Origin of the sequence: Paraferrimonas sedimenticola, assembly GCF_002282855.1 — a bacterium.
GTDB lineage: Bacteria > Pseudomonadota > Gammaproteobacteria > Enterobacterales > Shewanellaceae > Paraferrimonas > Paraferrimonas sedimenticola.
Genome location: NZ_NRIR01000008.1, coordinates 174,038 through 193,979, shown reverse-complemented (window position 1 = coordinate 193,979; position 19,942 = coordinate 174,038). Strand labels below are relative to the sequence as shown.

Sequence of the window (19,942 nt, the reverse complement as noted above, 5' to 3'; positions counted from 1 at the left end):
CAACTCATTGGTCTCGTTGGAATTGTATCTCTTGATTAAGCCGTCTAAGCTGGAATCTGTAATTTGGAACACAGGGATTTTCAATGAAGAAATGGCTTTTAGCTGCTGGCGTGTTTGCGCTGACTCCAGCAATGGCGAACACGCTAGCGCTGCAAGATATCGAGCTGCCTGTAGGGTTTAACATCGAAGTCTTTGTCGACGACATTGAGAACGCTCGTCAAATGGCGTTTGGCGACAAAGGTATGCTGTTTGTTGGCAGTCGTCGCGCCGGCAAAGTGTATGCAGTTACCGGCGGTGGTCTGGCCGGTGTCGACATGAGAGTACCGCGTCAGGTCACTGTCGTGGATAAGGGGCTGACCATGCCATCGGGTATCGCCTTCTACCAAGGCGACCTGTACGTAGCCGATATCAGCAAGATTCTGAAGTATTCAAACATCGAAAAGAACTGGCCAAGCATTCCAGAGCCAACCGTGATTTATGACGACTTGCCGGAAGACCTACACCATGGCTGGAAGTATCTGCGCTTTGACGAGAAAGGTCGTCTTTATATTCCTGTGGGTGCGCCGTGTAACATCTGCGATGCGGGACCCGAGTACAGTAAAATTCTGCGCTTAGATGTAAAAACTGGCAAAGCCGAAGATGTCGCTTTGGGCGTGCGCAATAGCGTGGGTTTCGATTTTGACCCAGAGTCCGGTGATCTTTGGTTTACCGACAACGGTCGTGACCACATGGGCGATGATATTCCCGATTGCGAACTGAATCATCTCGCTGAAATTGGACAGCACTTTGGTTACCCCTATTTTCACGCTGGGGATGTGGTCGACCCTGAGTTTGGCGCCAATCGCAAGGCGGAGGACTATGTCTTTCCAAAAGTTAGAATGGGCGCCCACGTTGCCCCGCTCGGAATGACTTTCTATACCGGTGAGCAATTCCCTGCAGACTACCAGCGAAGCGTGTTTGTGGCCGAGCACGGCTCTTGGAATCGCTCGTCCAAAGTAGGCTATCGAGTGCGCGAGGTGCGTCTGAAAGGCAATGAAGTGGTCGAAGTGAACGTGTTTGCCAAGGGCTGGCTGCAGGGCGAAGAAGCCTGGGGACGCCCTGCCGATGTGGCAGTCGCCCCAGACGGGTCGCTGTTAGTGTCTGACGACGGTGCTAACGTAATTTATCGAATCAGCTATAACCAATAAGGCGAGCTTAATTCGTCATATCCGGACGAGCTCGCAGCATATAACTGGTCGAAGACTTGATTGAGCCAATCCAGTTGGCCAATACGGCTTCGGCCTTTTCTTTGCCATAGGCTTTAGTCAGCATGTCCATGAACTTCATTTCAGGCGCTTCCATCGCCGTCCAAGTTTCGTAAGGCAAAACCAAGCGCACCGTGTTGCCCGAGCCACCGGATTCAGTCTGCACAAAGGCGTATTTCATCGGCCACTTGGTATCGACAATCGCTTTGTGTATGTCCTTGGCGGCATCGCGCATCTGCTGCATTTTGCCGATATGGACTCGGTACTTAACGATCTGATAGAACTTCGGATTGAAGTTTTCTTCTGGCCAATTGACGGCATCACCCCAAGTAGAGGTCATCATCATATTGACGCCTTTGAGGTACTGACTCGGGCCACTGCGCCAGTTACTGCTGGCTTTAGGGCCAAAGGCTTCTGCTGCGTCTAAGTCTGCCCAAGTGTGATTACCACTGCGGACCAAGTAAGCACCAATGCTTTTGCCATCCACCACTTGGTACACATTCCAAGTCCATGGGTCGCCGGCGTCTTTACGCCACTTAACATGCTTCTTGAAGGCTTGCTCAAAAGCGGGCTGATCCGCATAGTCCACGTACATGGTGTAAACCCGAGCAAGAGATTCTTCTTTGGCGAAGGTAAAGGTACTGACTAGCGCAAGCAAGCTCGCCCACGCTAGATTTTTGATAGGGGAACGGAGGTTCATAACCTACTCCTTTGGTTAGTAAAACCCAACCACACACCTCTGGGTTTGACTCGGCCACACTGGCCGAGGGTGTTTTAAAAGTAGGCAATGACCGACCGGTCGTCAAAGACCAAAGACCACCTTTTCACTTTTTAGCAAACGGTCGATAGCCAAGGTCAGGCCAATCGCGATGGCTGTGGTAAGTGACGAAGAAACCAGTAGTTCTTGCATAGGTAGCGCTTGTCCCTTAACCAAAGTCATCAGCGCTTGCTGCTGACCGGAGACCGGCAGCCATTTCAACACGTGAGGGGCGATTTCGTAGTTGGCGGTCATGGCAAGCGCTAAGGGTACAAACAAAACCATGGTCAAATAGCTTTGCGCTTCCTTAAAGGTCTTGGCCATAAAAGACACAAACAGCTGCATACTGGCGGCCATTAATGCGATGGGAAAGCCAACAATGAGCATGGCGCTAACCAAAGTCTGATCGATATTGACGTTAAACCCAAGCTCTTCCCAGGGCACAAAGGTGTAGGCAATTTTGGAGCAAATCAGGGTGAGTGCGAGCCCTATCATGGCGAACACAGTGACACAGATTACTTTGGCCCAAGCAATACTCATCGGAGTGATGGGTTGGCTCAGCAACAGTCCTAGCGAGTCGCGTTCACGTTCACCAGCGGAGGTGTCGATGGCCAGGTTCATACCTGAGATGAACACAGAGTAAATCATGATAAAAATCGCCATGCCCAGAATAAAGCCGCCGCGGGCTTTGGCGGCCGAGCTGTCTTGCTCGTGCAGAGCAATCACCTTGATGACTCTTGGGTCCACGCCACGAGTGACTAAGCGCAGGCTGCCGATTTCACCGGCATAGGCTTGAACCGCGCGGCGAAGGCGCGTTATCGACTGTTGTAGCTCATTGTTAGAAAAGTCGGCTTCAAGGTAAACGTCAGCTTCTAAGCCTTCGCTTAACTGGCTCGCGTAGTTTTCGCCAATGCGCAACGTAATGGCTTTGCGTTGCTCTTCTTCACCGTGTTCTATGCCGTTTGAGGTCAAGTAGCGGACTAAATCCGGCGCACGCTCTCCGTGCTGAATGTCTAGGTAAAGCGTGTCGGGCGAGGTCACCTTGCCAATCAACACCATAAATAGCAGGCTGATGATCACAGGTGTACCAATGGAGTAATACAAGCCGGCCATCACCGAGCGTTTGTCGCGAAATGCATCCAGCAGTTCTTTTTTAAGAATGGTCATAATCGCACTCATGCGGCAATTCCTTCGTCGCTACCAATCAGCCTGATAAAGGCGTCTTCCAAATTGTTTTCACCAGAGAGTTCAATTAACTCTTGCGGCGAACCCTGAGCCACCACTTTGCCTTTTGACATCAAAATGACTCGATCGCACAAGGCCGCCACTTCCTGCATAACGTGGCTGGAGAACAAGACACAATGTCCCTGAGCGCGTAAGTCCGACAGGATACCCCGCAGGACTCGAGTGCTCATTACGTCCAAGCCGCGAGTGGGCTCGTCCAATATGATGTTTTTTGGCTGGTGGACAATCGCCTGGGCAAGCGCGGTTTTCATGCGTTGGCCTTGGGAAAAGCCTTTGCAACGTCTATCGGCGATATCTGTCATCTTGAGGCTGTCGAGGACCTTTTGGGTGGCCTCTTTGGCATGTGCACGCGGCATGCCGTTTAGCGAAGCGAAGTACTCGATGTACTCTCTCGGGGTCAATCGCTCGTAAAGCCCAAAGGGGTCAGGGAAGAGTCCCAGTCCTTGCTTGGCGACAACGGGTTCTTTGTCCACTTGAGTCCCATCGACAAAGGCAGCGCCCGAGTCAGCTTTGAGCAAGTCGAACAAGACCCGCAGGCAAGTGGTTTTGCCCGCGCCATTGGGGCCAAGTAAGCCCGTGATTTGACCGTCTTCAGCGCTAAAACTCAGTTGGTCTAGAGCTTGAACCTCGCCAATGCGTTTAGAAAGATTATCAATTTGAATCACTGTTCGACTCCCCTGCAAATGATTGAGGCTCTGTGCTATTGGCGTTTAGGTAAAAGCTGCGACGAGTGTCCTTGTCAAAACACTCCAACTCAAGCGCCTCAAGGGTGCCAGCATTGATAAAATCGGCGATAAGGCGGTTGGCACAGGTCTGCATAGCCACGCCGTGGGCGGCGTATGGCGACACCAAATGCTTGGCATTGGTCAGGCCGACCGTAGCCAACTCTCCCCAGCTCGGCGGAGTTGCCGGGTCCATTTGCCCCGACAGCAGAAGAACGGGTTTATCGGTTTTCAGCACCTCAGAGAATTGCTCAGGCGCCGGTGGCATATCCCAAATCGGGCAGGCGGCATCAAACAACTTCAGCATTTCGCGGCCCATATAAGAGGCTTGCAGTGATTCGCGCAGGGTGGCGTCGATGCGGTGAAAATCTTCAGCGCAAATTACCGATAAGTGCATGCCCATAGCCATGTCACCTGCGCCCGAGGATAGGCTAATTAGGCCAAGCAGTGGCTGAAAGTTATCTCGGCTTGCCGCATCGATTGCATAGGGGATGAGCGCTCGAGTCGTAGGCGAGTACATGGCCAGACGCAAAGCACCAAGTAGTTTGGCCTTGGTCAGAGTCAGCGGACTAGGCTCTGCGGTTAGTGGATGCGCGACTGTCAGGTTTTCTGGTTGCTTGTCCAAGCGGGCTTGCAAGTCGTTGAATCGCAGCACCAAGTCTGGATAGGTGTTGTGGCAATTGGCGTTTTCCTGGCAATCCTGCAGGAGCATGTTGAAGCCGCGCTCAATGGCTTGCCCGATAGCAATCACAGACTGCTGCATGGGTACTACGCCGTCTAGGGTGGTGGTTTCTACCAGGTCAGGAAACAACTTCAAATACACTTGAGCCGCTCGAGTGCCGTATGAAATTCCGTATAAATGCACGCTTGGATAACCCAGTGCCTGGCGAACCAATTCAAAGTCGCGCACACCAGATTCGGTATCAAACCAGCGAACCGGGTATTGCTGTTGTTGCAAGCACTTATCGATTTCGACGCTGTGGTCGACTTGGCTGTCGTCCATCGCCAGTTGCTGGCTTAGCGAGTACTCGTCGCAAGCCAGCATGGCTGATTGGCCTGTGCCTCTTTGGTCGATGAGCAAGATGTCGCGGGTCTGGCGAACTTTGGTGAACACCTTGTCAAACAGGGCCGCATTATCAATGGCTGACTGCCCTGGACCACCGGCAATCGCTAGTAGCGGGGCTTGGTTGGGAATGGGTTTAATGGCTGGCAGAACCAGATAGTGAACATCAATCTGATCGCCGCTTGGCTGTTGGTGGTCTAGCGGCACAGAGACCGAACCGCATTGCAGTTTTTCGGACAGTCCTTCAACGTAACAGGTCTGTGTTTCGGTCTGCGCACTCGCGGGTAAAATAAAAAATGCCAGCAGTAATAACAGGCTGGAAAATCTGACTCTCATCCGTGAAGCCCCTCGATAATCGTGTTAAATCAGGTAGATTAGGGTTTGCCCATAATGACACAGGCAGTCACCATGTAAACCTTCCCCCCTAACAAAGGGTGTGCATTTTCGCTTACACTTGGGCAAGCTGAGCCTTCAGTGTTACTCAAAAAACTAGAATAAATATCAAAGGAATAGCCGATGTCTGGGCGATTAGTCGAAACCATTACCCCAAGATTTTGCGAAACCGATGGGTTGCAGCACATCAACAACACTGTCATCCCTGTGTGGTGCGAAGCCACTCGCGAGCCTATCTTTGAGATCTTTAATCCAGGACTGAAAATGGAGTCTTGGAATTTGATTGTGGCGGGCTTTGAGGTGAAGCTAATGGCGCCGAGTTTTTACGGCGCTGAGGTTCGAGTGGAAACTCACATTAGTCGAGTGGGCAACGCATCGTTTGAGGTCACCCAAGACCTGTACCAAGGCGACCGTCAATTCGCGCAACAAGTGACCCAAATGGTTCACTATGACTACCAAGCCAACAAGAGTTGCCCCATTCCTGAGGCAATTCGAGCCAAGCTTGCGGAACTAACCGCTTAAGTCGCGCTGATTTGCTGTAACTTACCTTGAATCATCAGCGCCTGCAGCGGATTGACGCCATAGCTGTAACTCAGCTCGCTCGGGTGCTGTATGTCCCAAAGCGCCAAATCGGCTTGCATTCCTGCCTTGATTTGCCCCATTTGTTGCTCCAGCCCTAACGCTTTCGCGGCGTGGCGAGTCACTCCAGCTAAGGCTTCTTCTGGGGTCATACTAAACAGAGTGCAGGCCATATTGAGCATCAGCTTGAGTGAGCAGATAGGGCTGCTGCCGGGATTGAAATCACTGGCGATTGCCATCGGCACGCCGTGCTCGCGCAGGGCGTCCAGTGGCGGTAACTGAGTTTCTCGCAAAAAGTAAAAGGCACCGGGTAATAACACAGCCACTGTGCCGGATTTAGCCAAGGCCTTCACACCGTTCTCGTCCAAAAACTCTATGTGATCCACTGACAGTGCACCCAGCTCTGCGGCCAGCGCGCTACCGCCTAAGTTGGACAGCTGCTCGGCGTGCATCTTGGGCTTAAGCCCTAACTCCACCGCTTTTCTAAGTACTTTTTCGCTTTGGCTTAAGTCAAAGCCGATGCCTTCGCAAAACACATCGACCGCGTCGGCTAAATCCAGCTCGCTCACTTTGGGAAGAATGCTGTCGCAAACCAAATTCACGTAGGCATCGGGTTGGTCGGCGTATTCTGGCGGCAGGGCGTGAGCGGCCAAACAGGTGGTGCTAACCCCGATTGGGTGTACCTCGCCTAAATAGCGGGCGACTTGCAGTTGCTTTACCTCGTTTTCGAGATCCAGGCCATAGCCGGACTTTATCTCGACCTGAGTGACCCCTTCGCGCATTAGCGCATTAAGACGCTTGCGACCACTATCAAACAAGGTTTGTTCATCGGCGGCGCGGGTCGCAGCAACGGTGGAGCGAATGCCGCCACCTTGCTTGGCAATGGTCTCGTAACTCACCCCTTGTAAGCGTTGCTCAAACTCTTTGGCTCTATCACCACCGAATACAAGATGAGTGTGGCAATCAATAAGTCCTGGGGTCATCCAGCCGCTATTGCCGCGATGAATGGCAACCTTGTGCTGATCAAATTCTGGCAGTTCAGAGCGTTTGCCTACCCAAGCAATTTTACCGTCTTCGATGGCCACCGCGCCGTCTTCAATGACGCCATAAGGCTGGTCGGCTTGCTCGGTCATGCAAGCCAGATTGACGTCGATCCACAAATGCTGCCAGTTCATTTTTTGTGTTCCCTGCTTGAATTTGGTTGTATATACAAGTTACTCTGCCCAGCATAACAAAAAAGTGGTGGAATGTGATGCCAGTACCTAAATTTGTCGAGATTAAGCAATACATTTGCCAGCGTATCGAAGCTGGCGAGTGGCCTGAATACTCGCAAGTGGCTTCAGAAAATCAGCTAGCTCAACAGTTTAGCTGCAGCCGAATGACGGCCAGACGCGCCTTAACCGAGCTCTGTGAGCAGGGTGTTTTGATGCGCTCGCAAGGCTTGGGTACCTTTGTCGCCGAGCTAAAAAGCCAGTCGAGCATGTTGGCCATTCGCAATATAGCCGATGAAATTAAAGAGCGCGGCCATGGCTACTCGGTACAGCCGATTTGCGTTGAACCCCGATTGGCTCAAGCCAAACTGGCGGTTGCTCTAGGCGTGCCAAATGATACCCAACTGGCCTATAGCGAATTAGTGCACTGCGAAGACGGTTACCCGATTCAGCTAGAGCAGCGCTTTGTAAACCCAGAGTTGGTGCCAGACTATCTCAAGCAAAGCTTTGAGTCGCTAACCCCCCATGAATATTTGTCGCGTCACGCCCCGCTGACCCAAGCCACCCACACTATAGAAGCTATCGCGGCTGACCAAGCCATCGCCGAGCGCTTACAAATTGCGCTGGGCGAGCCTTGTTTACAAATTAGCCGCCGCACCTGGAGCTCACAAGGTGTGGTGAGTTTTGCCCTGCTAACCCATCCCGGCAGTCGCTATCGACTGGGGGGACAACTGCCATTACACGAATCATAAGCACGGAGAAGTTGTATGACTGATAGTTCAAATCCGCGTCTGGATACCTCACGGGTCATCAAAGCCCCAACCGGAACCAAGCTCAACTGTAAGTCTTGGTTGACCGAAGCCCCGATGCGCATGTTGATGAACAACCTCGACCCAGAAGTGGCCGAGCGACCAGAAGAGCTGGTGGTCTACGGCGGAATTGGCCGCGCCGCGCGCGACTGGGCCAGCTACGACAAGATTGTTGAGGTACTTAAGCGACTAGAAGATAACCAGACCTTACTGGTTCAAAGCGGTAAGCCGGTGGGCGTATTTCAGACCCACGCCGATGCGCCACGCGTGCTGATTGCCAACTCTAACTTGGTGCCGTCTTGGGCTAACTGGGAGCACTTTAACAAGTTGGATAAAGCGGGTCTGGCCATGTACGGTCAAATGACCGCAGGCTCTTGGATTTACATCGGCTCGCAGGGCATTGTCCAGGGCACCTACGAAACCTTTGTGGCCATGGCTAAGAAACACTTTGGCGGTGAAGCTAAAGGACGCTGGATCTTAACCGGTGGTCTAGGTGGCATGGGTGGTGCTCAGCCTCTGGCGGCGACTATGGCCGGCTTTAGCTGTTTGGCGGTTGAGTGCGATGAAACTCGAATCGATTTTCGCCTACGCACCCGATATGTGGACGTTAAGGCACACAGCTTAGACGAAGCGCTGGCCATCATTGATGAAGCCAATAACACCGGCAAACCGGTATCTGTGGGCTTGTTGGGCAACGCTGCGGAAATTTACCCTCAGCTAGTGGAGCGTGGCATTGTGCCAGATGTAGTGACCGACCAAACCTCGGCTCACGACCCGCTAAATGGCTATTTGCCAGAAGGTTGGACCTTAGAGCAGGCTGCTGAGATGCGTCTAAAAGACGAAGCAGCAGTAGTAAAAGCGGCCAAGCAGTCGATGGCCAAGCAAGTGCAAGCCATGCTGGACTTGCAAGCGGCTGGCGCGGCTACTACGGATTACGGCAACAACATTCGCCAGATGGCGTTTGACGAGGGTGTTACCAACGCCTTTGATTTCCCTGGTTTTGTACCTGCTTACATTCGTCCATTGTTCTGTGAAGGCATTGGTCCTTTCCGATGGGCGGCACTCTCTGGCGATCCCGAAGACATTTACAAAACCGACGCCAAGGTCAAAGAGCTGATTCCGAACGACCCACATCTGCACAATTGGTTGGACATGGCGCGCGAGCGTATCGCTTTCCAAGGCTTGCCAGCACGTATTTGTTGGGTGGGACTTAAAGACCGTATGCGCCTTGCGCAGGCCTTTAACCAAATGGTTGCCGATGGCGAGCTGTCGGCGCCTGTGGTGATTGGTCGTGATCACTTGGACTCGGGCTCTGTGGCCTCGCCAAACCGCGAAACCGAAGCCATGCTTGATGGCTCAGATGCTGTGTCCGATTGGCCGCTGTTGAATGCTCTGCTAAACACCGCGGGCGGTGCCACTTGGGTATCATTGCACCACGGTGGCGGTGTGGGCATGGGTTACAGTCAGCACTCGGGTGTTGTGATTGTGTGTGACGGCAGCGATGCCGCTCACCAACGCATTTCTCGCGTGCTTTGGAACGACCCAGCCACTGGAGTTATGCGCCATGCTGACGCTGGCTATGACATCGCCAAAGACTGTGCCAAAGAGCAGGGTCTAGACCTGCCAATGATGGAGGGTAACTAATGTTGGAGCTTAAGCTAGTTCCCGGTCAGCTGACCTTGTCGCAACTGCGCGCGGTTAATAATCAGGGATTAAACCTCAGTCTGTGCGACAGCGCCATTGAAGGCATTAATAAGAGCGCCGAAATGGTGCAGCAAGTGATTCAAAAAGACCAGGTGGTGTACGGCATTAACACCGGTTTTGGTTTGCTGGCCAACACGCGCATCGCCGCCGAAGATTTAAAGCTGTTGCAACGCTCGATTGTGCTATCGCATGCGGCTGGCACCGGTGAGTACATGCAAGACTCCACCGTGCGCTTGATGATGCTGCTGAAAATCAACGCCTTGAGCCGCGGTTTCTCTGGGATTCGCCTATCCGTTATCGAGTTCTTAATTCAACTGCTCAACGCGGGCGTCTACCCTTGTGTGCCAGAGAAAGGCTCTGTGGGTGCATCTGGCGATCTCGCACCTTTGGCGCACATGTGCCTACCAATGCTGGGTGAGGGCGAGGTGAGCTACCAAGGTGAAATTCTGTCTGCTGAAGAGGGTTTGGCAATAGCGGGCCTTGAGCCGATAGAACTAGCGGCCAAAGAAGGTTTAGCGCTACTTAACGGCACCCAGGCTTCGACCGCATTGGCGCTGCAAGGTCTGTTTATGGCGGAAGACTTGTACGCCGCAGGCTCTGTAGTGGGAGCAATGAGCGTTGAAGCGGCTATGGGCTCGCGGGCGCCCTTTGACGCTCGAGTACATGCCATTCGCGGCCAACAAGGCCAAATCGATGCCGCTGAGATTTTCCGTCATTTGCTGCAAGAGAGCTCAGAGATTTGCGACAGCCACATCGATTGTGAAAAGGTGCAAGACCCGTATTCACTGCGCTGTCAGCCGCAAGTGATGGGCGCCTGTTTAACTCAAATTCGACAAGCGGCCGAAGTCTTGTCGGTTGAATCCAACGGTGTCACCGATAACCCGCTGGTATTCTTTGAAGAAGGCGACATCATCTCGGGGGGTAACTTCCACGCCGAGCCTGTGGCCATGGCTGCGGATAACCTAGCTTTGGCAATTGCCGAAATCGGGGCATTAGCCGAGCGTCGCATCGCTCTGCTAATTGACTCCAGCCTGTCCAAGTTACCGCCATTCTTGGTGGAAAATGGCGGGGTCAACTCGGGCTTCATGATTGCTCAGGTAACCGCCGCGGCACTGGCTTCGGAAAACAAAACCCTAGCCCACCCAGGTTCGGTGGATAGCTTACCGACCTCGGCCAACCAAGAAGACCATGTCTCGATGGCAACCTTTGCCGCTCGTCGATTGTACGACATGGCGCAAAACAGCCGTGGCGTGTTGGCGGTGGAGCTGTTGGCGGCCGCACAAGGGTTGGACTTCCGCGCACCATTGCAGCCGAGCCCAGCCGTTGCTGATGCCAAAGCGCAGCTGCGCGAGTTGGTGGACTATTACGACAAAGACCGCTACTTCGCGCCTGACATTGATGCGGCAACAGCTTTGTTGGCCAGCGCTAGCTACAACCAGCTGATCCCATCAGGCAAGCTCGCCAGCTTCTAACACTGGTGCAATACCATGGTGCTAACCCGTGCATAACTATGCAATGCATGGGTTAGGCCATACTCCTGAAAAATTCCCTGAAATCTTTCGTTGCATTTGGGCCTCTTTGCCAATTTTAGCTGAGCTAGAATTAGAACATTACACTGGCTAGAGCGGATGCATGGGTGATCAATCTATAATCTTCAACGTCGGTGAATGGTTAGTCGATTCCGAGCGCTCATTGATTCAGCGCGATGAAGAAACCGTCCATCTAGAGCCTAAAGTCATGGCGGTGCTGGTATTCCTAGCGCAACATGCCAATCGAGTGGTTTCTAGGGAGCAACTCCTCGACGCCGTGTGGCAGCGAAAGTACGCCTCAGACGATGGATTGACGCGGGCAATTTCGGTGCTGCGTAAACAGCTGCACGATGATGGCAAGCAGCACCACTTCATTAAGACCATTCCCAAGAAAGGCTACATGCTGGAGCTGGCGGAAAATCCGTTTGCGCTAGAGCAGCCTAGCGCGCCCTTGACCACACAACACAGGCGCTGGTGGCCTTTTGTCCTTGGTGCAGGAGTGGCATCCGCTGCGCTGTTGAGTGGTGCATTATGGTGGCAGTCCATCGAGGCTCAGCCAGCCACAGGTGATAAGCCTATCGCGCTAATAGTTGAGTCCTTTAACGGCATGGACAATGGCGATCAAAGCCAAACCATTGCCAATGTATTGGGTGAGCAAGTGCTCACTCAATTGTCTCAACTGCGCGGTATGCGAGTTCCTGTGCTAATTGCCAACAGCAATAGTCGCGACCAAGTAGACCCCGACCAGCAGTTTGCGATTAACGGCAGTGTAACGCTCAACAATGACACCATTCAGATCAATGTGCGCTTTGTAAAGCAAGACTCTGGCGCGGTGATTTGGAGCCAAGGGTTTGAGTCCGATGAGTCCCAGTGGCCACAATTGGTCAATACGGTCAGTCGTACCATAGCGCGCTTTATTCAAGTCTCTAGCGAGTCGCAAAAAGACATGGCTAGCTTATCGGTGCAAGAAGTACAGGTGTTGGCGCTACTTAATCAGGCGCGCAGTACTCGCCGAGCGGTCGACAGCGACCCTGTATTGAGCTTAATTAGCGCGGCCGAGCTTTTGCAGCAGGCGCGGGTGACCTATCCCGACCGCGGTGAGATTTTGTCTGAGCTGGCGATCAGTTACTTTCGCCTAGCCAGCTACGAGTCCAGTTATCAACTGCCCAACCTTGGTGAGATATATCAGCAGGCCAAAGTTGAGGATGGTGAGAGTGCCAGTTTTCAGTTTTTACAGGCGCTCCACTACCGCCGGCTCGGCCAATACGAGCTGGCGCTCGAGTCCTTTAACGTGGCTTTGGCGATGCGCGGCAGTGACCCCGAAATTCGAGTGATACTTGGCAACATGTTGCGCTCTCAGGGGCGTTTTGAGGAGGCCTTAAGCCAATACCAAAACGCCACAGATTCCAATATCAGCTACCCCTTAGCCAACTTTCAGCAAGCGCGATTGCGCAGTCAGTTAGGTCAAAACGGCGATGCGGTGCGTCAGTTGGAGTATTTGGTGTCCATGCTGCCGCACTACGACATTGGCCGACAGCTACTCACGCGGCTGTATTTTTGGAAAGGGCGTTTTGATCAGTCCATCTCCTTGATCCAAAAAGCCGACGAGTTTGAGCCCTGGCGGTATTTGATGGCGGACAGCCAGTTTGCACTCAATCTTCCGGAGATGGCAGTAGAGACCTACTCGGCGGACCTTAGCTATGAGTCGGCAGAGGCTAACTATTATCGCCGTGCCATTACCCTGTTAATTCAAGGCCGCTACCACGATGCAGTAGGTGTGGCTGAAATGTACGCTTCGCTGAATAACAGCTTTGATGCCCAATATATGTTGGGACGAGTGCAAATGCTTTCGGGGGATTTCTCGGGGGCCAGTCGCTCTTTGCAGCACGCTTTGCAAATTGCGCCGCAACAGCAACCCTATCAATTGGGGCGCCGCCTTGATGCACTGGCTGATCTAGCTTGGAGCGAGTATCAGCTAGGTAATGATGCCTTGGCTCAGACCCACGCCAATAAGGTGCTCGAACGAATTGAAGGATTTAATCGTGTCGGTGTGTCTGGTTTTGGCGTGGTCGATGTCATAGCGCACACGGTCAATGGCGATCTGGACAAAGCCCATGCGGCCTTTTCTGAGGCACTAGCAGAGGGCTGGTTGAGCTGGCATGACGTCAATTACGGCGGTCCGCATCCTGCTTTATTGCAACTTGAGGCGTCGCCTCGCTACCCGCAGTGGATGGCCTACATACAAGAGTCGCTTAGCCAACAGCGCAAGCGACTCCAACTTCAGGGCTTGGTGCAAAATTAATCCAAATCAAAGGTCACCTGCAGTTTTTGATGCATGGCGATGTCTTGAATACCCACACTACCCACACTGCGCTCTAAACGTTCTGAAGTGCGGTTTGCACCTTGGTTTGCAGCAAAGGTCGTAATGTCTTCACCGTTACATACCACCTTGAGTGCGACAGTCTTGGTTTTCAGGCGATAGCTCTTAATGGTTTTGTTCATTCGGAACACGTTGTCGCTCATCGCGGCTTTACATACGTCGATTAATGCATTTTCAATGTAGGGGCTCATTGCTTGTTTGTCTTCAGCGTGAGCCAGTGGGGTAGCAGCAACAAGCGCGGCGATAGCAAAGGTGCGAATCTTCATGATGGTTTCTCCTTGAGTGAAAGCAAAAATTGCTTACCTTCAAGTCAACACCCTAAGCAGAGCTGCAGCCTGATCTAAATCGTAATTAAATCAATAATTATTCTTAAAAAGCCATCTTAAAAACCTGATGAAAAAGTTTAATTGGTTTTAACTCAGAGGCTTGCGTGTTTCAAAGTGTTTCGGCTGATGAATTTTTATGCGCTATCTTTCCACAAAAAACCCAGCGCTTGGCTGGGTTTTAAGACTTTGTTCGGTTTCTTAAGCTTTAGATCACTCGAGAGAACTGCTGCTGACGAGCTTTCTCGCGGTAGTAAACGTCGAAACAGATACAAATATTACGGATCAGCAGGTGACCAGTTTGGCTAATGCGGATTACGCGGTCTTCCAAAGTCACTAGCTCATCGTCGATGAAGGTTTGCAGTAACTTCAGATCTTCGGCGAAGTAATCTTCAAATACCAAGCCAAACTTCTCGTCGATAGTCGCCATGTCTAACTCGAAGTGGCAGATAAGCTGCTTGATTACCGCACGACGGATTTTGTCGTCTTGGTTCAGCGAGCAACCTTTCCACAGCGCGTGACCGCTTTCGTCGATTGAGCTGTAGTAAGGGCGCAAATCTTTTTGGTTCTGCGCGTAGCAGTTGCCAATCTGGCTGATTGACGAAACCCCAAGGCCCAACAGGTCACACTCTTCTTGAGTGGTGTAACCCTGGAAGTTGCGGTGCAGTTTACCGGCGCGTTGCAGCTTGGCTAGAGTGTCGTCAGGCTTAGCAAAGTGGTCCATACCAATGAACTGATAACCGGCACCGGTTAGGGTTTCGATGGTTTGACGCAGAATTTCTAGCTTTTGCTGTGGCGATGGCAAGTGCTCATCGTAAATCTTGCGCTGTGCGGCAAAGCGCGCTGGCAAGTGTGCGTAGTTGAACACAGACAAGCGGTCTGGCGACAGTTCAAGAATGCGCTCAATGGTCTTAGCAAAACGCTCTGGCGTCTGATGCGGCAAGCCATAGATAAGGTCGACGTTGGTGGACACGAAACCCAGCTCGCGTGCTTTGGCAATTAGCTCAAAGATGAAGTCTTCGCTTTGCTCGCGGTTAACCGCTTTTTGCACTTCTTTGTCGAAGTCTTGTACGCCAACCGAGATACGGTTAAAGCCAGCCGCTTTGAGGGTATCCAGCATAGACAATTCGATTTCGCGCGGGTCAATCTCAATTGAGAACTCACCTTCTTCTGCGAAGTTGAAGTTGTCTTTAATCAGCTTAGTGACGCGAGCCACTTGTTCTTCGGTTAGGAAGGTCGGAGTACCGCCGCCCCAGTGCATCTGGGTTACTTGGTAATCTTTGAACAATGGTGCGCGCTTTAGAATTTCTTGAGCCACGTACTCGATGTATTGATCCGCCTTGTGCTGGTGGCGAGTCACGATCTTGTTACAGCCACAGTAGTAGCAAAGCTTGTGGCAGAAAGGTACGTGCAGGTAAATCGATAACTTACGGCTGTCGCTCGACTCAATGGCCGTCAGCAGATCAGTCTCGGCAAACTCCTCGTTAAACTCCAACGCGGTTGGGTAAGAAGTGTAGCGAGGGCCACTGTAGTTATACTTTTGGATCATGGCCTGATCCCAACTAATTTGTGTCGAACTAGGCAAGGCCTGCCTCCGTTTGTAATTTGGTCTGAATTAGCAGATTGCGAATTATGCCGAATTTTCGTTCAGTGAACTTTGAACCCGGTTGCAAAAACGCAACTGAATAGTTGGCTAAACTTTGGCGTAATTTAGCGGATCGTGCCAGTAGGGAGCCTTGGAGTTGTGCGCCATCGCACAACCCAAAACGTCAAAATGAGACAAAGGTGATTATTTGTCGGACCGGAAGTCTTGTAGCGAGTCTAAGCTGGTGTCGAAGTCGGCTAACATTCGCTCGTCGTCACTGAGGTTAGCGTTTTGCTCGTGATCAGGTGCTTCGTCAATTTCGATGCCCAATTGGTCCATCAGCGCCGAGATAATGTCTAGCTGCTCATTCATCCACTTGCGATCTTGAGCGGACATTTTGGCGCCCGAATCCGCTTTGTCGAGCAAACGATTAAGACGCGGATCGTTTTCCAGCTGCATCAAACGCTGCTCTGGTGGAGTCTCGTTTAGACGCTCTGCTTCAGGCAACTTGGTTTGGGTTTGAGGACGCTTAGCAACCAATGAAATCGGCTTCTTACTGCCGTGCATTGGACTTTTGACCACCGCAGCATTGGCCTTAGTTTGCGGCTTGGCTTGAGCGGTATCCGCGCGGCTTCCAGACTTGCGACCTTTGCCTTTCTTCTTAGACTCAGGTACTGACTTCGCTTTAGCCTTGGGCTGTAGGCGAGGGCCATTGCTATTAATTTTGCGCGACTTCTTGCTGCGTGACATGGGCTTTCCTCTTAACTCAGGGAGCGCTTTATACCAAAGTTTGCTGATTTTTGCAGCAAAATCACGTCTTGGCCGATAAATTCCAGCGTAAAACCGTCTCGTTTGGCCAGAAACTCGAAGGTTTCGCGGCTGAAAAAGCTGACGTGGGTCGGGTCGTTTTTGTAATGCCAATTGGCGAAGGCCTGTGGGCTCTTCACCATTTTGGTCATAAAGGCTAACCAACCGTTGTCTTTTACCAAGCTACACAGCAACTGCCATTCGCGGCCTGGGCGATAAAAGTGTTCAATCGCTTCGGTACAGGTAATAAAGTCATATTGATGGCGCAGCACTGAGCGATCGGGAGCGAAGTAAGGGTCGTAGTTGGCCATGGTGTGGTTGGACTCTTCCAACATCAGGCTCAAGGTTGGCCCTGGACCGCAACCAAAATCCAGTCCTTGTTGCTGCAGCGGCAAACGCTCAATCAGAGGCAGGGCTAAGCGAGACAAAAACTTGCGGTACCCTGAGTCCTCGGGCGAGTTCTCGTGCTGCTGATAAATCTGTTTTTCAGCGGTGGGCGGCAGCAAGCTGCTGGGGTCGGCAAACACTAACTGGCACTGCTGGCATTGGTGATAATGACGCTTTTTGTCGCGGTGATACGCTGCAGTATGAGGGTGCTGACAAAGCGGGCAGGCCGGCATAGCGTTCCTATGGTCTTGCAATGATTGGGTTTAATTATACGCAAGCTGAAAATATAAAAAAGGCGACAGAGTAGACCCTGTCGCCTTCGGAATTAGATGCTTGCTAACATCATAAGCTAATTAAGAATCCCTGCTAATAATCGAGCTATCCTGGCTCAATTCCATCTTTTTGTTGTCGGCTATCCGTGCTTGGTTTCTTGTTCTCGGTCTTTTTGACCTTTTATTTTCCCTAAAGCCATCGAGGGCAGTAGGTACCGGGTGAAGACAAACGCTTCGTAGAGTCGTCAGCTTGACGCTAAATCAACCATCCGTGTTTTATAAATCAAATACCATCCTGATAACGCGCTTCCTGCCGGTGCATCCGTCGCTATTAGCTATCCAGTGCCGCAGATTTCAATCCTAGAAGTCTGCATTCCTTGTTAGAAGCCGCCTTGATGGAAGTAATTCCATCGATCGATTACTCGCTGGCGATGGGATTACTATAAAGACTCCAGATTAATTAGCAATCGATAAACCTCACATTTTTGAGGATCAATTGTTCCGAAGCATCTATCTTATTGTTGTTTATTGTATTTATTATTTTTTCACTTCAACCACAAGCACACCGATTCGTTCATCATTGTTAAAACTTGGTGTAGCTCGCGTTAAGTTGTCCTATTTTTATCCCATCCTAACGCTCGAGTCAACCGTTAAAATCGTCACAAAATTGGACAAATGTATAATCTTGGTCTAGCTACAGGAAGAAAACAGCCCTACATCACAAAAACCATTTAGGTTCAATGGTTACGGAATTTGTGACAATTATATGACAAAGAGCCTGGCGCTTTGCCAGGCTCTTTGATTCAACTCCCTAGGCTCTGTTAATTCAGTTTGTGGAATAGAGCGATATCGTTGGATTTGCCCTCACCGTGACAGACAGCACAACTCTCGGTGGCTTGCACTGTGGTGTCACCGCGACCGTCCACACCAGACGCCACATCAAAGTAGCCGCCTTGGCTTACCATATGGGCTTTGGCCGCATCCGAGTTGTGGCAGGCTACGCAATTAGCGGATACCGGTGAGCGCCCGCCAGCGGCGTTGCGCATTTCAAACGCGGGTACTGCGCTCAAGTCCAAATCCTTGTGACAAGAGACGCAATGGGCGCCGTTGAGTTTTTCGCTTGAGGCGCGCTCTGGCAGCTTTTCGCCGCGCTCTAGAGCTATCGCGCCAAAGTGAACGTCGTGGATCATGGGACCAAAGCCGCTAGAGATGTTGCGCTCTTGTCCTGAATGGTGACAAGCGATACAAGCCTTGCCGCCTTCCTGGAAGGCACCGTAATGGCTGTGATCAAACTCGCTGGTACGAGGCTCGGCGCGATAGGTCAAACCCAGTGGCGCACCGCCGTTATGGCAGGTGGAGCAGGCCATATCGGTCGCTACATTGCGAATTGGATTGGCGTTGCCATTGACGGTTAGGTACTCATCCGCCTCAACCGCACCTTTTACATAGACTCGAACCGAGGCTGTGACTGGATAGCCATTGTTGACGTCTTGAGTAAACGCTGCGCTCGGGGTGAAGGCTATGGTTGGGTCGATATCGGCCGGCAAGTCGTCCGGGCTTCCGGAATGAGTACACAAAGTGGCAGTCTTGCCGTCTTCACTAAAGCTCAAAGGTGCCACTGAACGAGTACCACGGCTCAAGAATCGAGTGTTCTGTGCGTCGTAAGTGTGTGGGTAGGCACTAAAGCCTAAATCACCCGCACCATCGGCGTACATTTCCTTGAGGTTCATCTCGCCAACGGTCACATCCCAACAGTAGTTGTTGTATTGGTTGAGCGCGGGAGCGCCAACAGTGACCGGATTGTCGTCGTACCAAGCGTTGCGCAGCGCCACTTTGGTGTGCTGTTGACGCCAGTCAACGCCACTAGAGGCAATCGCAAAGTTATCGCCATGACAGTCCACACAGCCTCTGTCAGTGCGAGTGACTGGCTCAAGGTGGCAACTCATGCAGTTGGTGGCTTCAAAGCCTGAGACAAAGTTTTGGTGCCTTACGTGGCCAATTAACTGCATGGTGGCATTGGCGTAGCCGCCAGCACCGGGAATATAGTCACCGTTCTCGTCTTGAGCTCTTGGCAGGTGTCCATGACAACCCAAGCAACTGTCAACAAAAGCGGGCTGGCCGGCTTTGTCAGCAATCTGGTTGGAGTAGACACCGACGTAGCGAGCGTGTGTAGCTGGGGTGTTGGCATAGTCGACGTGGCAGCTCATACACGCCATGTCGTCGGTTGACTTGGCCAGCGACTCTGACGTGCGAATCACGTAGTACTTGGATTGAGGGATTTTGTCCCCGCCAACCAGCAGAGTGACGTGAGCGTCGTTGTCCGGCGTGACACTAATTGGTGTTGAGAACTTATAGCGACCGTTTTCAACCTGCTCAAGGGTCGCGCCTTCGGTCATCTCTGGGCCATTGCGACCATCGATTTCACTGTAATAGCCAGTACCGCCAATTCTCGGCGTACCTAAGCCTCCCTCTTGCACCGAGGCGACTTTGGTTTGGGCGCGATTTAGCGTAACAATTGGAAGGTTTTCTTCGTTGCTGACTTCGAACTCGAATGAGATGACATTGTCGCCGATTTCGTAAGACAGAATGTTGAGATTGACGTCATTGATGACTTCGGCAACCGGTGGCGGTGCACCTGGTCCTGGCGGGCCTTCGGGTCCCTGAGGACCTTGCGGACCTTGTGGTCCTTGTGCGCCGTCTTTACCGTCACTACATCCAAGAAGAGTTGCTCCGGCAAACATGGCTACCCATAGTAGTTTCCTGTTCATGATTTACCCCTGCATTATTTTCGTTATCGAAACAACACAAACTGCGTTGCCTGCAGAGCTAACATCACAACAGTCTCGACAGGCGACGGCACCTATTCTGGTGCCATTACACCTTGCGCTAGATTCTGATTAGATTTTGACCGATCTACTACTTTATTGGTAGC

16 protein-coding genes are annotated in these 19,942 nt (G+C 51.9%); 6 read left to right on the top strand and 10 right to left on the bottom strand.

Features of this window, described 5'->3' with window-relative positions; all coding sequences use genetic code 11:
* Nucleotides 1-83: 83 nt before the first annotated feature.
* Nucleotides 84-1,187, top strand: a complete 1,104-nt coding sequence (locus CLC93_RS14720; RefSeq protein WP_095506748.1) for a PQQ-dependent sugar dehydrogenase — start codon at nucleotides 84-86, stop codon at nucleotides 1,185-1,187.
* 7 nt (nucleotides 1,188-1,194) lie between these two features.
* On the opposite strand, the gene CLC93_RS14715 is transcribed toward CLC93_RS14720, so the two are convergent.
* The 4 genes from CLC93_RS14715 to CLC93_RS14700 form a co-directional block, all read right to left on the bottom strand.
* Nucleotides 1,195-1,944, bottom strand: a complete 750-nt coding sequence (locus tag CLC93_RS14715) for a hypothetical protein (RefSeq protein ID WP_095506747.1) — start codon at nucleotides 1,942-1,944, stop codon at nucleotides 1,195-1,197.
* Nucleotides 1,945-2,046: 102 nt separating this feature from the next.
* Nucleotides 2,047-3,180, bottom strand: coding sequence for an ABC transporter permease (locus CLC93_RS14710; protein WP_095506746.1), 1,134 nt, complete (start codon nucleotides 3,178-3,180; stop codon nucleotides 2,047-2,049).
* The gene (locus CLC93_RS14705; protein ID WP_095506745.1) at nucleotides 3,177-3,911 is read right to left on the bottom strand and encodes an ABC transporter ATP-binding protein; all 735 of its coding nucleotides are present in this window, start codon (nucleotides 3,909-3,911) and stop codon (nucleotides 3,177-3,179) included. Before CLC93_RS14705 ends, CLC93_RS14710 begins: the two co-directional genes overlap by 4 nt.
* Complete coding sequence (locus CLC93_RS14700; protein WP_095506744.1) at nucleotides 3,898-5,367, bottom strand: alpha/beta hydrolase; 1,470 nt, start codon at nucleotides 5,365-5,367, stop codon at nucleotides 3,898-3,900. Before CLC93_RS14700 ends, CLC93_RS14705 begins: the two co-directional genes overlap by 14 nt.
* Before the next feature lie 180 nt (nucleotides 5,368-5,547).
* Here CLC93_RS14700 and CLC93_RS14695 point away from each other — a divergent pair, with 180 nt between their 5' ends.
* Nucleotides 5,548-5,946: an acyl-CoA thioesterase gene (locus tag CLC93_RS14695; protein WP_095506743.1), complete on the top strand. Its 399-nt coding sequence runs from the start codon at nucleotides 5,548-5,550 to the stop codon at nucleotides 5,944-5,946.
* Here the strand turns inward: CLC93_RS14695 and hutI are convergent.
* Nucleotides 5,943-7,178, bottom strand: a complete 1,236-nt coding sequence (gene hutI, locus CLC93_RS14690) for an imidazolonepropionase (protein WP_095506742.1) — start codon at nucleotides 7,176-7,178, stop codon at nucleotides 5,943-5,945. The two genes, CLC93_RS14695 and hutI, sit on opposite strands and share 4 nt — an antisense overlap.
* Nucleotides 7,179-7,255: 77 nt before the next feature.
* On the opposite strand from hutI, the gene hutC reads away from it, so the two are divergent.
* From hutC to CLC93_RS14670, 4 genes are all read left to right on the top strand, one after another.
* On the top strand, nucleotides 7,256-7,966 hold the full coding sequence (hutC, locus tag CLC93_RS14685) for a histidine utilization transcriptional repressor HutC (RefSeq protein WP_095506741.1): 711 nt from the start codon (nucleotides 7,256-7,258) through the stop codon (nucleotides 7,964-7,966).
* Nucleotides 7,967-7,981: 15 nt separating this feature from the next.
* Nucleotides 7,982-9,667 (top strand): urocanate hydratase, encoded by a 1,686-nt coding sequence (gene hutU / locus CLC93_RS14680; protein ID WP_095506740.1) that lies wholly within the window; start codon nucleotides 7,982-7,984, stop codon nucleotides 9,665-9,667.
* Nucleotides 9,667-11,199 (top strand): histidine ammonia-lyase, encoded by a 1,533-nt coding sequence (gene hutH, locus CLC93_RS14675; protein WP_095506739.1) that lies wholly within the window; start codon nucleotides 9,667-9,669, stop codon nucleotides 11,197-11,199. The genes hutU and hutH overlap by 1 nt, the downstream gene beginning before the upstream one ends.
* A gap of 160 nt (nucleotides 11,200-11,359) precedes the next feature.
* Nucleotides 11,360-13,558 (top strand): winged helix-turn-helix domain-containing protein, encoded by a 2,199-nt coding sequence (locus CLC93_RS14670; protein ID WP_095506738.1) that lies wholly within the window; start codon nucleotides 11,360-11,362, stop codon nucleotides 13,556-13,558.
* Here CLC93_RS14670 and CLC93_RS14665 read toward each other — a convergent pair.
* From CLC93_RS14665 to CLC93_RS14645, 5 genes are all read right to left on the bottom strand, one after another.
* Nucleotides 13,555-13,902 (bottom strand): DUF3718 domain-containing protein, encoded by a 348-nt coding sequence (locus CLC93_RS14665; protein ID WP_095506737.1) that lies wholly within the window; start codon nucleotides 13,900-13,902, stop codon nucleotides 13,555-13,557. The genes CLC93_RS14670 and CLC93_RS14665 overlap by 4 nt on opposite strands.
* Before the next feature lie 265 nt (nucleotides 13,903-14,167).
* Entirely contained in the window at nucleotides 14,168-15,544 is a 1,377-nt protein-coding gene (gene hemN, locus CLC93_RS14660; RefSeq protein ID WP_095506736.1) for an oxygen-independent coproporphyrinogen III oxidase, read from the bottom strand.
* Between the two features lie 204 nt (nucleotides 15,545-15,748).
* Entirely contained in the window at nucleotides 15,749-16,294 is a 546-nt protein-coding gene (yihI, locus tag CLC93_RS14655; protein ID WP_095506735.1) for a Der GTPase-activating protein YihI, read from the bottom strand.
* A gap of 11 nt (nucleotides 16,295-16,305) precedes the next feature.
* The gene (locus CLC93_RS14650; protein ID WP_095506734.1) at nucleotides 16,306-16,971 is read right to left on the bottom strand and encodes a class I SAM-dependent methyltransferase; all 666 of its coding nucleotides are present in this window, start codon (nucleotides 16,969-16,971) and stop codon (nucleotides 16,306-16,308) included.
* An 860-nt stretch (nucleotides 16,972-17,831) separates the two neighbouring features.
* Nucleotides 17,832-19,778: a multiheme c-type cytochrome gene (locus tag CLC93_RS14645; protein WP_141237406.1), complete on the bottom strand. Its 1,947-nt coding sequence runs from the start codon at nucleotides 19,776-19,778 to the stop codon at nucleotides 17,832-17,834.
* Between the last annotated feature and the right edge of the window lie 164 nt (nucleotides 19,779-19,942).